The organism is Alloalcanivorax dieselolei B5 (assembly GCF_000300005.1).
Classification (GTDB): domain Bacteria; phylum Pseudomonadota; class Gammaproteobacteria; order Pseudomonadales; family Alcanivoracaceae; genus Alloalcanivorax; species Alloalcanivorax dieselolei.
This window is the reverse complement of sequence record NC_018691.1, coordinates 3,765,841-3,779,000: the sequence shown is the minus strand read 5'-3', so window position 1 is coordinate 3,779,000 and position 13,160 is coordinate 3,765,841. Positions and strand designations below refer to the sequence as shown.

At 63.1% G+C, this 13,160-nt stretch carries 10 protein-coding genes; 8 read left to right on the top strand and 2 right to left on the bottom strand.

The features are described 5' to 3' along the window. Positions 1-373: 373 nt before the first annotated feature. From B5T_RS16730 to B5T_RS16710, 5 genes are all read left to right on the top strand, one after another. Positions 374-1,069 (top strand): RNA polymerase sigma factor FliA, encoded by a 696-nt coding sequence (locus tag B5T_RS16730; protein WP_014995713.1) that lies wholly within the window; start codon positions 374-376, stop codon positions 1,067-1,069. A gap of 81 nt (positions 1,070-1,150) precedes the next feature. After that, positions 1,151-2,731 (top strand): peptide chain release factor 3, encoded by a 1,581-nt coding sequence (gene prfC, locus B5T_RS16725; protein ID WP_014995712.1) that lies wholly within the window; start codon positions 1,151-1,153, stop codon positions 2,729-2,731. A 223-nt stretch (positions 2,732-2,954) separates the two neighbouring features. Further along, a complete protein-coding gene (locus tag B5T_RS16720) occupies positions 2,955-4,556 on the top strand; it encodes an isocitrate lyase (RefSeq protein ID WP_014995711.1) in 1,602 nt (533 codons plus the stop codon). 373 nt (positions 4,557-4,929) lie between these two features. Further along, positions 4,930-6,486 carry an AMP-binding protein gene (locus tag B5T_RS16715; RefSeq protein ID WP_014995710.1) on the top strand — a complete coding sequence of 519 codons (1,557 nt, stop codon included), beginning with the start codon at positions 4,930-4,932 and terminating at the stop codon, positions 6,484-6,486. Between the two features lie 23 nt (positions 6,487-6,509). After that, complete coding sequence (locus B5T_RS16710) at positions 6,510-7,478, top strand: NAD(P)H-dependent flavin oxidoreductase (protein WP_051015618.1); 969 nt, start codon at positions 6,510-6,512, stop codon at positions 7,476-7,478. Between the two features lie 14 nt (positions 7,479-7,492). Here the strand turns inward: B5T_RS16710 and B5T_RS16705 are convergent, their stop codons facing one another. Continuing rightward, positions 7,493-7,840, bottom strand: a complete 348-nt coding sequence (locus tag B5T_RS16705; protein ID WP_014995708.1) for a TraR/DksA family transcriptional regulator — start codon at positions 7,838-7,840, stop codon at positions 7,493-7,495. Between the two features lie 103 nt (positions 7,841-7,943). Between B5T_RS16705 and B5T_RS16700 the strand changes: the two genes are divergently transcribed. Then, entirely contained in the window at positions 7,944-8,510 is a 567-nt protein-coding gene (locus tag B5T_RS16700; RefSeq protein ID WP_014995707.1) for an LOG family protein, read from the top strand. Positions 8,511-8,548: 38 nt separating this feature from the next. Beyond that, positions 8,549-8,848 carry a hypothetical protein gene (locus tag B5T_RS16695; RefSeq protein ID WP_014995706.1) on the top strand — a complete coding sequence of 100 codons (300 nt, stop codon included), beginning with the start codon at positions 8,549-8,551 and terminating at the stop codon, positions 8,846-8,848. On the opposite strand, the gene B5T_RS16690 is transcribed toward B5T_RS16695, so the two are convergent. Beyond that, positions 8,826-10,268: a phospholipase D family protein gene (locus B5T_RS16690; protein ID WP_014995705.1), complete on the bottom strand. Its 1,443-nt coding sequence runs from the start codon at positions 10,266-10,268 to the stop codon at positions 8,826-8,828. The genes B5T_RS16695 and B5T_RS16690 overlap by 23 nt on opposite strands. Positions 10,269-10,522: 254 nt before the next feature. On the opposite strand from B5T_RS16690, the gene B5T_RS16685 reads away from it, so the two are divergent. After that, positions 10,523-13,123, top strand: a complete 2,601-nt coding sequence (locus B5T_RS16685) for a DUF6351 family protein (RefSeq protein WP_014995704.1) — start codon at positions 10,523-10,525, stop codon at positions 13,121-13,123. Positions 13,124-13,160 lie beyond the last annotated feature (37 nt).

Below are 13,160 nucleotides of genomic sequence, written 5' to 3'. Positions count from 1 at the left end.
ACAGTTCGCCAGCACGCTTACACGCAACACGCAACACGCAACACGCTTGCACGCCAGCACGCTAAGCCTGAAAGCCTGATTATCAGCCTTGGAGACATGAATTCGCGCTGTATTCGCTGGCAAGCCAGCTTCCCACAGCTGCTTCGCAGCGCTCTTTGTGGGAGCGGCCTTGGCCGCGAATCGGGGTGTTAGCGTGCAAGCGTGTTGCGTGTTGCGTGTCAGCCAGCTCCCAGTCTCCGCCAGTCGCCGGAATAACCCCCAACAATACCGTCTTTTCCGGGCATGGCCGTCGCCATGGAAGCGAATAATGGATGGACGCCCGCGATTCGGGGTGATCAGTGCGGACGCCGATGGGCGCTGTTGAGGACAGGGCATGTACACCGCTCAAGGGAAAATCGACCAACAGGCACTGCTGGAGGAACACTTGCCAGCGGTGCGGCGACAGGCGCTGGCCTTGCAGGTCAAGCTGCCTGCCAGCATTGAACTGGACGACCTGATCCAGGCCGGCACCGTCGGCCTGCTGGATGCCCTGCGCCGCTATGATCCCAACGCCGGCGCCAGTTTCTCCACCTTCGCCAGCCAGCGCATTCGCGGTGCCATGATCGATGAATTGCGCTCGCGTGACTGGTTGCCACGCAGTGTGCGCCGCCATGCGCGGGAACTGGACCGGTGCGTGCACCAGCTCGAGCAGCGCCTTGGCCGTGCGCCCCAGGAACGGGAAGTGGCGGCGGAGATGGGCATGAGCCTGGAGGACTACCGGCGGTTGCTCAGCGACACCAACAGCGGCCTGCTGCTGCCGTTCGAGGACATCGTCGCGGAACAGGGGGAACCGGATGCGGGTAGCAATGGCCCGCCGGACCCGTTCAGTGCTCTGGTGGACGGGCAGCAGCGCGACCGCCTGATCGCCGCCATCGAGGCGCTGCCGGATCGGGAAAAACTGTTGATCGGGCTGTATTACCAGGAAGACCTCAACCTCAAGGAAATCGGCGCCGTGCTGGGCGTCACCGAATCCCGCGTTTGTCAGTTGCACAGCCAGGCGGTGAGCCGGTTACGCGGTCGCCTGGGCTGATTCTCGTCCCGGGTAACGCGGCTTCCTACACGAAGCGGCCCGTCAGCGCTACAATGCGCGCCGACGCAGACCGAGATCGCTATGAAGCCCATCGACGAAATCCACAAACGGCGCACTTTCGCCATCATCTCTCACCCGGACGCCGGTAAGACCACCATTACCGAGAAGCTGCTGCTGTACGGCAACCAGATCCAGCTGGCGGGCACGGTGAAGGGGAAGAAATCCGGCCGTCACGCCACCTCCGACTGGATGGAGATGGAGAAGGAGCGGGGGATTTCCGTGACCACCTCGGTGATGCAGTTCCCCTACCAGGGTGCCATGGTCAATCTGCTCGACACGCCGGGGCACGCCGATTTCTCCGAGGACACCTATCGCACCCTGACCGCGGTGGATTCCGCCTTGATGGTGATCGACGCCGCCAAGGGCGTGGAGGAGCGAACCGTCAAGCTGATGGAGGTGTGCCGGCTGCGCGACACACCGATCCTCACTTTCATCAACAAGCTGGACCGCGACGTGCGTGATCCCATCGAGGTGCTGGACGAGATCGAGGACGTTCTCAATATCGAGTGCGCCCCGGTGACCTGGCCGATCGGTATGGGCAAGAGCTTCAAGGGCGTCTACAACCTGCTGCGCGATACCACCGTGCTGTATAAGACCGGCCAGGGCCATACCATCCAGGACGTGCGCGAGATCAAGGGCCTGACTAATCCGGAACTGGATCAGGCGGTGGGGGCGGACTACGCCCAGGAACTGCGTGACATGCTGGAACTGGTGCGCGGCGCCAGCCACGATTTCGATCTGGAGCGGTTCCTGGACGGCCGGCTGACCCCGGTGTTCTTCGGTACCGCCCTGGGCAATTTCGGCGTCGATCACATGCTCGATGGCCTGGTGAAATGGGCGCCGCCGCCGCAGTCGCGGGAAGCGGTGGAACGCCAGGTGGAAGCGGAAGAGCCGAAGATGACCGGCTTTGTGTTCAAGATCCAGGCCAATATGGATCCGCGTCACCGCGACCGGATCGCTTTCATGCGCATCTGTTCCGGCAAATATCAGAAGGGCATCAAGCTCAAGCAGTGCCGTACCGGCAAGGAAGTGCGTATCTCCGATGCGCTGACGTTCCTGGCCGGGGAGCGGGACAATGTGGAAGAAGCCTTTGCCGGCGACATCATCGGCTTGCACAACCACGGTACCATCCAGATCGGTGACACCTTCACCGAGGGCGAGGACCTGCGCTTCACCGGTATTCCGCATTTCGCGCCGGAGCTGTTCCGCCGGGTGGTGTTGAATGATCCGCTGAAGAGCAAGCAGCTCCATAAGGGGCTCACCCAGCTTGCGGAGGAGGGCGCCACCCAGGTGTTCTTCCCGCTGCGTAACAATGACGTGGTGCTGGGCGCGGTGGGGACGCTGCAGTTCGACGTGGTGGCGGCGCGCCTGAAGGCCGAATACGGCGTGGAATGTCGTTACGAGCAGGTCAACGTCACCACCGCCCGCTGGATGGAAGCGGACAGCGAACGCGAGCTGGCGTCTTTCGAACGCAAGGCCTACGACAACCTGGCCCGCGACGGCGCCGGCCATCTGACCTACCTGGCGCCCACACGCGTCAACCTGCAACTCACCGAGGAACGGCACCCGGAAATCCGTTTCCTGGAGACCCGGGAGATTTGACCGCTCGGTCGCGCCGGCCCCCGCCGGCGCGGCGTTCTCGGGCGATTCCGGGCTTTGCCACCATCATTCACCAGAGAAATGTTGGGTATAACCCATATTGATTGTTTTTATGGGTGAGGGCCCCCTAGAATGCGCGCCATCGGTAGCCGGCGTCGGGTAGGGGCCCTTTTCCCTGCATGACCGGCGGCTTCGGTGTTCATTCTTCTATCGACAAGGATTGACCATGTCACAGTACCTCAAAGAGATCGAAGCACTGAGCTCCGTGGTTGGTGCCAATAACACCTGGCACGACATCAACCCGGAATCCGCTGTTCGCATGCGCCTGCAAAACCGCTTCAAAACGCATCTGGACATCGCCAAGTACAACGCCAAGATCATGCGCGAAGACATGGCGGCCTACGATGCGGACACCTCCAAGTACACCCAGTCCCTGGGTTGCTGGCACGGTTTCATTGGTCAGCAGAAGCTGATTTCCATCAAGAAGCACTTTGGCAGCACCAAAGGCCGGTACCTGTACCTGTCCGGCTGGATGGTCGCGGCCCTGCGTTCCGAGTTCGGTCCGCTGCCGGATCAGTCCATGCACGAGAAGACCGTGGTGGCCGACCTGATCCGCGAACTGTACACCTTCCTCAAGCAGGCCGACGCCTGGGAACTGAACCATCTGTTCCGTGCCCTGGACGACGCCAAAGCTGCTGGTGATGAGGCTAAACAGGCCGAGATCATCAGCCAGATCGACAACTTCGAAACCCACGTTGTGCCGATCATCGCCGACATCGATGCTGGCTTCGGTAACCCGGAAGCCACCTACCTGATGGCCAAGCAGCTGATCGAAGCCGGTGCTTGCTGTATCCAGATCGAGAACCAGGTTTCCGACGAGAAGCAGTGTGGTCACCAGGACGGTAAAGTGACCGTTCCCCACGCCGACTTCCTGGCCAAAATCAATGCCGTTCGCTACGCCTTCCTCGAGCTGGGCGTTGACGACGGCGTGATTGTTGCCCGTACCGACTCCCTGGGCGCTGGCCTGACCAAGCAGATCGCCGTGACCAACGAGCCGGGCGACCTGGGCGACCAGTACAACGCCTTCCTGGATGGCGACATCATTGAAAGCGCCGCCGACATCAACAACGGCGACGTGGTGATCAAGTCCAACGGCAAGCTGCTCAAGCCGAAGCGTCTGGCTTCCGGTCTGTTCCAGTTCAAAGCCGGCTCCGGTATTGACCGCGTGGTTCTGGACTGTATCACCAGCCTGCAAAACGGCGCCGATCTGCTGTGGATCGAAACCGAGAAGCCGCACGTGGGCCAGATCGCGGAAATGGTGAACCGTATCCGTGAAGTGGTGCCGGACGCCAAGCTGGTGTACAACAACAGCCCGTCCTTCAACTGGACCCTGAACTTCCGTCAGCAAGTGTTCGACGCTTGGGAGAAGGAAGGCAAGGACGTGTCCGCTTACGACCGCGACCGCCTGATGAGTGCCGACTACGACAGCACCGAGCTGGCTCAGCTGGCCGATGAGTGGACCCGGAACTTCCAGCGCGACGCGTCTCGCGAAGCGGGTATCTTCCACCACCTGATCACGCTGCCGACCTACCACACCGCTGCTCTGTCCACCGATCAGCTGGCCAAGGGTTACTTCGGCGACGAAGGCATGCTGGCCTATGTAGCTGGCGTACAGCGCCGCGAGATCCGCGAAGGCGTTGCCACCGTGAAGCACCAGGACATGGCCGGTTCCAACATCGGTGATGACCACAAAGAGTACTTCTCCGGTGAAGCCGCGCTGAAAGCCGGTGGTAAAGACAACACCATGGGTCAGTTCGAGAACATCTAAGTCTCGATCTTACTCAGGTAAGTCTGGAAAAGGCGGGCCCTCGGGCCCGCCTTTTTTTGTTTGACGGAATTTTCCACAGACCGTGCTACGAAGCCGCTGTGGGAGCTTGCCCTGCAAGCGAATTCTTTGAATGCAGCGCAATTCGCTTGCAAGCAAGCTCCCACAGCAGCCTTGTAGCTACCTCTGAATTCATGTCTCGTGCCTCTGCTCCATGACCGTTTTCGTCAATGGATCTGGCGTGATCCGCGATTGTCCCGGCCCGCTCCCCGGGCGGATGATGCGGAAACCCTCATAAAAGCGTGGGCAAGCGCCCGCCATATCAGAACAACAACACCCGACCCCGGCTGCGGGGCATGAAGAACGGAGAGCCGAGATGCAAGACGCTCACGATGTCGGTCTGACGCTGGGCACGCTCGTCCTGCGTACGCTGGCACGTTATCCGGATCGCACCGCCTTTACCTGGGAAGGCGGGGAGCTCAGCTATCGCGGTGCCGCAGACCTGATCGGCCGCCTGCAGAAGGTCTTTCTGAACCATGGCCTGCAGCGTGGCGACCGGGTCGCCGTGCTCAGCGCCAACCGGGCCGATGGCTGGTGCGCCGGGGTCGCGGCGCAGCTCTGCGGTGCGGCCACCACCGCTTTGCATCCCAAGGGGGCGTTAGCCGATCACCAGTTCCAACTGGAGGACTGTGACGCCGCTTTCCTGGTGGCGGACGCCGAAGCGTTCGGTGACGTCGGCGCGGCGTTGTCGGTCCGGCCGGGGATGACCACGTTTACCCTGACGGCGGCGCAGTACGGCATCGACCTGAGTCGGGCCGTGGCGCAGGCCGGTACGGCGACGGCTCGTGATCTGGCCCACGCCAGTGATATCGCCACCCTGAACTACACCGGCGGCACCACCGGGCGCGCCAAGGGCGCGTTCCGTCGCCATCAGGCGCTGGTGGCTTCCGCCGTGGCGATCCTGGCGGATTTCGAGCTGCCGCGCCGGCCCTATTATCTGGCGGTGGCGCCGGTCAGCCATGTGTCCGGTACCAAGGTGTTGCCGACGCTGATTCGTGGCGGCTGTGTGCATTTGATGCATGGCTTCGATACCGGCGAAGTGCTGGCGGCGATCGAGCGGCGGCGGATCAATTTCACCTTGATGGTGCCGACCATGCTCTACAGCCTGCTGGACGACGCCCGCCTGGCGAAGACTGATCTGTCTGCCCTGGAACTGCTGTTGTACGGCGCCTCGCCCATGTCGCCGACCCGGCTGGCCGAAGGCATGGATCGGATCGGCCCGGTGTTCGCGCAACTGTTCGGCCAGACCGAATGCTACCCGATCACCTATTTGCCAAAGGAAGACCATGACCCCGCCCATCCACAGTGGCTGGCGTCCTGCGGCTTCCCCGTCTCCTCCAACCGTATCGCTCTGCTGGACGACGAGGGCCATGCCGTGCCGCTTGGCGAAGCGGGGGAAATTTGCGTACGCGGTCCGTCGATGATGGAAGGGTACTGGAACCAGCCGGAGCAGACCGAGGAGGCGATGCAGTTCGGCTGGCTGCATACCGGTGATGTGGCGAGGGCGGATGAACAGGGCCGGCTGTATATCGTGGACCGCAAGAAGGACATGATCGTGACCGGTGGTTTCAACGTCTACACCCGCGCGGTGGAGGATGTGCTCAGCGCTCATCCGGCGGTGGCCATGGCGGCGGTGATCGGCGTGCCGGATCCGCGCTGGGGCGAAGCGGTCACCGCCATCGTGGTTTGCCACCCGGGAGAGCAGGTAGCGGCGCGAACCCTGATCCAGCAGGTCAAGGATTTGAAAGGCGCCGCTCACGCACCGAAAAAGCTGGAATTCGTCGATGCCCTGCCACTGACCAGCCTGGGCAAAATCGACAAGAAAGCGCTGCGGGCCCGTTACTGGGCCGGCCAGAGCCGGCAGATAGGATGAGCGGCGTGACGCGGAACAAGACCATGAGATTGCCGCCTGCTCTTGCCCGCCGGCTGCGCTTGCCGCTGATCGCCGCGCCCATGTTCCGGGTCTCCGGGCCGGAACTGGTGATCGCCGCCTGCCGTCAGGGTGTGATCGGTTCGTTTCCCACCGCCAACTGCCGCACGGTGGAAGAGTACGACCGCTGGTTGAGTGAAATCAGCGCCGCGCTGACGCCTGAAGACGCCCCGTTTTGTCCCAACCTGATCATGCGACGGCGGAGCCTGAAGGAAGAGCTGGCCTGCCTGCTGAAACACAAGGTGGAGATGGTGATCACCAGTGTTGGCGCGCCGGAGCCGGTGATCGCGCCGCTGCACGACATCGGCTGTCTGGTGTTCGCCGATGTGGCCAATGTCCGCCACGCGGAGAAGGCCATCGCCGCCGGCGCCGACGGCCTGATTCTGCTCACCGCCGGTGCTGGCGGCCAGACTGGCTGGGCCAATGGCTTCGCTTTCGCGCGGGCGGTGCGGGCCCTGTTCGATGGCCCCATGGTGATGGCCGGAGGCATCAGCGATGGCCAGGCGCTGTGGGCGGCCCAGGCCCTGGGCTGTGATCTGGGCTATATGGGCACCAAGTTCATCGCCACCCGGGAAAGCCTGGCGGCGGACGGCTACAAACAAATGCTGGTGGATTCCCGGCTGGATGACATCATGCTCAGCCGTGCCTTCACTGGTCTGGAAACCAATACGTTGAGGCCGTCGGTGATCGCCGCCGGTCTTGATCCGGATGATCTGCCCACGGATATGACCGAGCAGCGCGCCGCGGCTTTATACGGCGGTGGTTCCGGCCATTCCGGCCCGAAACGCTGGGTGGATGTGTGGAGCGCCGGGCACTCGGTGTCCGGCGTCGGCGGAGTGCCGTCGGTGGCGGAACTGGTGGCGGGCACCGTGCAAGAATACCGGCGGGCGCGGGCGGAAACCCTGGCGTTGCTGCATGCCAACGGTGGTGGATAAGACGCTGATCGCGTTCACGCCTCCCGGGATTGGGCGCAAGTCAGGCACAGGCGCGCCGTCGGGTCGACACGCAGCCGGCGTGGATCGATGTCCCCGCCACAGTCGTCGCAGTAGCCATAGTCATCGTTGTCCAGGTCCCTGAGGGCCCGCTCGATCCGTAGCAACTGATGTTGCTGGCGTCGCCTCGTTTCCTGTGCCATGGCCTGTCCCTGCAGGGCATCCATTCGTGACAGCCGGCCGATGCTGGGTTGGTCCAGGGCCACCGGTTTGCTGGCGTCTTCACTGTGCGCCAGAGTGTCCTCAAGCTCGTGCCGCAGCGCGGTTAGCCGATCCTTCATTTCTTTGCGATCATCCTCGTTCATTCTGGTACCTTGCTCTGATCATGCTTACTGTTGTGGCCGGTTTGTCCCGATTGGTCAATAGTCAGGGCCTGACAGGATTGTTCGATAGTCAAACGGAGTAGTAATGAACGTTGCGGTGTTTTGCGGTTCCAGTTCCGGTGTCGATCCCATCTATGAACAACAGGCGCGGGCGCTGGCCCGGACGCTGGTGGCACAGGGGCATGGCCTGGTCTACGGTGGCGGCCGGGTGGGACTGATGGGCGTGATCGCCGATGCGGTGCTGGAGGCCGGCGGCGAGGTTATCGGGGTGATTCCCCAGGCGCTCAAGGATCGGGAAATTCAGCACACCGGGATTACCGAATTGCACGTGGTGGCGGACATGCACCAACGCAAGGCGATGATGGCGGAACTGGCGGACGGTTTCATCGCCATGCCCGGTGGCGCCGGTACCCTGGAAGAGATCTTCGAGGTGTGGACCTGGGCGCAGCTGGGCTACCATTACAAGCCCTGCGGTTTTTTCAACGTGATTGGCTATTACGACGGCTTGATCGGTTTTCTTGAACACATGGTGGAGCAGGGCTTCATGAAGCCCGCTTACCGGGAAATGCTCACCGTGGACGCGGATCCCGGGGCGCTGGTGGCGGCGTTCGCCGATTACCGGGCGCCGGTGGCGAAATGGGAGAAGGGGTAAGCTGTGCCGGAAACACAACCTGATCAGGAGATGTGCCGATGATGGCGGTGCTCACCGGCGGTTTGATCATCATATGGCTGGCGCTCTCCGCCGGCCGGACCTTGCTGAATTATCTGCAGGTGGAACTGCATCGTCCCGCGGCCATCGCCGCGCCGCTGCTGCTGGCGGTATTGGAATCGGTGCTGTTCCTGTGTCAGGTGCGGGGCACGTCATTGCTGCCGGAATCCGAAGTGCCCCTGGCCTTGTCGCTGCTGCTGGCGCTGACCTGGGGAATTAATGGCCTGGTGGCGGCGAAGGCGGTGCGGGCCGCTTCGCTCAGAACGTCGACCAGCCGGTGAACTCCATGATCCGGTACAGCGCCTTACGCCAATACGAGGTGTCCTCGTAGGCTTCATAGGGCAGGCTGAACCGCATGCCGCCCGGGTTACTCCAACGTTTCTCGAACGTGGCCCGGGCATGGCTGATGACCTCATCACCGGCTCCGGCCACCCATTCCACGCTGGTTTCCAGATTCAGATCATCCAGGTTGCGCCGGGTGTAATTGGCGGAGCCGAGGATCAGCCGCGCCGGACGGTCGCTGTCCGCCGCCGGAAAACGCAACAGCATCTTGGTATGGCATTGTTCCCCGGTGGTGGCGCACCAGCGCACCGCGCCGCCGACGTCGTGCAGCTCCCAGGCCACCTGCCGGTTGGGCACGCCGTTTTTCTCGCGGCCGAAGGCATCCTTGTTCGGATCCAGCAGCAGGCGCACCTGGACGCCCCGCCGTTGCGCCTCGGCCAGGGCTTTCACCAGCGGACGGTGGGAAAGATAAAACACGCCGACATCCAACTGCTCGCCCTGGCGTGCTTCGTTCACGGTGGCCAGCAGGGCATCGCGGATGGCGCCCTCGGTGAGCAGGCGTAAATGGGGCAGGGCGTCGTCGCCGGTTTCGGAGGGTGGCGCCGCTGGCCAGTCCTCGCCCACCGCGGCGCCGGACCAGCGCGCCACCGCCAGTTCCGAGTGCAGGACGTCGAGCGCCGCCGGGCCGCTGAAGCGCAGGGCAATGTTGGAGTGGGCACTGCTGGCGTCGTGGGCGTTGGCCGAGGTGACCAGCGCGGTCCAGTCATCGCCTTCGTCCACCACCAGGGTTTTGCGGTGGTTGGCTTTGAAATTGAGCAGGCTCAGATAGGTTCTCAGCGTCACCTCGTCGCCGCCAGTGGGGTTGGGCAGCCAACCATCGCCGCTGCGGTTGCCGAACCACTGACAACACATCCGCCATAGCGCCGACCAGCTCGGGTTGGAGTCGCGCAGCCGGGTCAGATCGGTGAACACCACGGTAATGCCGGCCTGACGCAGACGCTCCAGTTGCGGCGCCCGGACGCCGCCATAAAGAGTGTTAAAGGGATCGGTAATGACCAGCATGCGCAGCCCGGGCACCGCTGCGTGACGGGCCAGCAGCGCTTCGGTGAGCTGTTCGCTGAGTGGCCGGTGGGCGCTGCCGCTGTCGCCGGCGAAGGTGTTGAACAGGAACATATCCACCACCACCAGCTTCCTGGCCTGGCCGATCAGGCGAAAATACTCGTCGAAAATGGCCTGATCGAAATGGCGGTCACTCTGCTCATCGCTCCAGGTGTCGTCCACCAGCAGCGCCACCTGATGGGCGGAACGTGGCGGCCCGGCTTCGCCAACGCCTTCCGGCAGGGGCTTGTAGCGTTGCCAGATCGCTATCGCGATGAGCAGTACCAGCACCGTGAGCAGTGCTTTTTTCCATGGCTTCATAGTGTGTCCTGTTGCAAGTAGGGAGCAGCCTGACCGGGGCCGACCGCTGATATTCACGGGGAGCGCGGGGGTTGGTCAAGGCGGACGATGTCATTCGATGGTGCAAGGGGTAGCGGCACCGTTGTACATCTTGTGAAAAAAATGACGGTTTGGTTAACGCTCCGGCAACCGCCGGCCAACAGTGTTTTCGCCTCCGTTGGGATAACAATCGGGGACAGCCCGGTATCGGCCGGGACTGAAAACGGAGAATAATAATGAAACGGCTGTCTTTGATCGGACTTTATGGTCTGTGTTTGCTCCTGGCCGCGTGTGGCGGTTCGGGCTCTTCGTCTTCCGGTGATCCTTCGCCTTCCCCCAATCCCGGTGGTCCGGATGAACCGGGGGAAACGGTGTGGGCGGACGGCGAGATTCAGGTGTTGTCCAATCGCGCCGATCTGATCAGCGGCGGTGACGCGTTGATCAACATCGTGGTGGATGACCCCGCCTTGCTGGCAGGCGCCCGCGTCACCGTGGGCGAGCAGGATGCCGGCGCCGGCCTTCATCACACCGGCGATACCCTGAGCGGTTTGATTGCCGGCCTGGCGGAAGGCGGCAACACCGTCACCGTGACGCTGGCGGACGGTTCGCTGTTGCAGCGCACCCTGGTCAACCACCCGATCGGCGGGCCGGTGTTCTCTGGTCCACAAATCCAGCCCTGGACCTGTACCAATGCCGCCGCCGAGGACGCCTTTTGCAACCAGCCGGTGGAATACCGCTTCAAATATGTGCCGGCGGACCGCCTGCAAGCGCTGATCACCGGCTTCGATCCGATGAACCCGGGACTGCCCGGTGCTTTCCAGGATTATGACCCGGACAACCCGCCGCCGGCGGACCAGATCGCAAGCGTCACCACCGACCAGGACGTGGAGGTGCCGTTCATCGTTCGCGTGGAAACCGGCGTGATCAACCGTGACCGCTACCAGATCATGGCGCTGTACCAGCCGGATCAATCCTGGAGCGCGCTGGCACCGCAGCCGCAATGGAACGGCAAATTGTTGATTCATCACGGCGGCAACGTGGGCGTCAGTTATGGCCCCGGCGAACCGCCCAATGGCGACATTGCCGGTACCGCGCCGGAAGGGGCGGAGATGCTGTTGGGTGACAGCATTTCCGTGGCGCTGGGGCGCGGCTTTCTCACCCTGTCCACGGCTCAGGCCAATCTCGGCCACAACGTCAATCTGGTCACCGCCGCCGAGTCGCTGATGATGGCCAAGGAGCGCATTGTCGAGCAGTACGGACCGCTGCGTTACACCATCGGTACCGGCTGTTCCGGTGGCGCCATCGCCCAGCAACACATCGCCAATGCCTATCCGGGTATTTATCAGGGCCTGATCGTGCAGTGCTCCTACCCGGACGTGTGGACCACCGCCAGCCAGTTCGCCGATTACAATCTGCTCAGCCGCTATTTTGGCAATCAGTTGCCGGAAAACCCCACGGACCTGTTGTCGGTGATCACCTCATTGCTGACTTCCGGTGTGATTCCGGCGCTGCAGTGGTCGGCGTTCTACGGGCATTTGCCGATCAACCCGGTGGTCTCCGACCTGGCGTTCTTCCCCTCGGCGTACCCCACCCAGGACCAGTGTCCGGGGCTGGCGGACGGCGTGCCGGTGTACCACCCGGAAGAGCGGCCGGACGGGCTGCGCTGCGGCCTGATCGACTACATGGTGAATCAGTTCGGCACCCGGCCGCCGTCGGTGTGGGGCGCCAACGAACAGGCGCTCGGACGGGGATTCACTGGTATTCCGCTGGATAACGTGGGGGTGCAATACGGTCTGGAAGCGCTGCGTGACGGGACCATCACACCACAGCAGTTTCTCACCGTGAACCGGGAGATCGGCGGCTTCGATGTGGACATTCGTCATCGACCGGAGCGTACCGTCGCCGACCCGGAAGCGCTGCGTAATGCCTACCGTACCGGCGCCATCAACACCGCCGAGCATCTCGCCAATGTGCCGATCATCGATCTGCGCGGTCCGGATCCGGGGCTGGCTCACGACGCCTATCATTCCTGGCAGATGCGCGAGCGGCTGAAACGTACCCAGGGGCATGCCGACAATCACGTGATCTGGTTCGGCGCCTTCCCGCTGGCCGGCGACACGGTCTACACCACCGAGGCGTTGCTGGTAATGGACCGCTGGTTATCCGATATCGAGGCCGATCCCGAGCCGGGGGCTGTCGAGGAAAAGGTGCTGGCGCGCAAGCCGATTCAAGCACGTGACCGTTGCCTGTCGGTGTCGTCGCTGTTGGGCGCCGATGGCCCGATCGTGCCGTTCACCGGCAATCTGTTGTATCCGGATCCGTTGATTCCAGGGCTGGATTTGTCCCTGCTGCCACCGCCGCCGCCGGAACTGGGCGTGGTGGTGGATGCGGTCACCGCCCAGGTGTGCGGTCTGGATCTGAGTGCACTGGGGCTGCCGGGCATCGTCGGTGATCTGCTGTCGCCGATCACCGATATCGTCGCCGGATTACAGCAAACCGTGGTGCAGACCCGCTTCGGCACGCCGCGTACGGTGGCCGGTGACGACATCACCACCCTGGTCAATAAATGCCAGTTGAAACCGGTGGACCCGGCGGACTATCCGTCCGGGCTGCTGTCCGGCATCCCCGATCCGGAAGCCTTCGCCGCGCAGGTGGCGGAGATTTTCCCGGATGGGGTGTGTGACTACAGCCAGCCGGGCGTAGAGCAGGTGCCCACCGAAACCTGGTTGCGGTACGGCACCGCGGAGCAGGTGATCACCGGTGGCGCGCCGCTCACCGGCGGTGCCGGCGGCTCCCGTCAGGGGTGGGCGTCACCGGCATTCGGGGTGGGATTGTAGATCCGCACGGGAGAGCCCCCAGGGCGGGGGCTTCCGA

Bases quoted from the DNA above. Each gene is read 5' to 3' on its own strand.
- B5T_RS16705 (WP_014995708.1), bottom strand. From the start codon at position 7,840: ATGAACGAGGATGATCGCAAAGAAATGAAGGATCGGCTAACCGCGCTG.
- B5T_RS16720 (WP_014995711.1), top strand. From the start codon at position 2,955: ATGTCACAGTACCTCAAAGAGATCGAAGCACTGAGCTCCGTGGTTGGT.
- B5T_RS16715 (WP_014995710.1), top strand. From the start codon at position 4,930: ATGCAAGACGCTCACGATGTCGGTCTGACGCTGGGCACGCTCGTCCTG.
- prfC (WP_014995712.1), top strand. From the start codon at position 1,151: ATGAAGCCCATCGACGAAATCCACAAACGGCGCACTTTCGCCATCATC.
- B5T_RS16695 (WP_014995706.1), top strand. From the start codon at position 8,549: ATGATGGCGGTGCTCACCGGCGGTTTGATCATCATATGGCTGGCGCTC.
- B5T_RS16710 (WP_051015618.1), top strand. From the start codon at position 6,510: ATGAGATTGCCGCCTGCTCTTGCCCGCCGGCTGCGCTTGCCGCTGATC.
- B5T_RS16685 (WP_014995704.1), top strand. From the start codon at position 10,523: ATGAAACGGCTGTCTTTGATCGGACTTTATGGTCTGTGTTTGCTCCTG.
- B5T_RS16700 (WP_014995707.1), top strand. From the start codon at position 7,944: ATGAACGTTGCGGTGTTTTGCGGTTCCAGTTCCGGTGTCGATCCCATC.
- B5T_RS16690 (WP_014995705.1), bottom strand. From the start codon at position 10,268: ATGAAGCCATGGAAAAAAGCACTGCTCACGGTGCTGGTACTGCTCATC.
- B5T_RS16730 (WP_014995713.1), top strand. From the start codon at position 374: ATGTACACCGCTCAAGGGAAAATCGACCAACAGGCACTGCTGGAGGAA.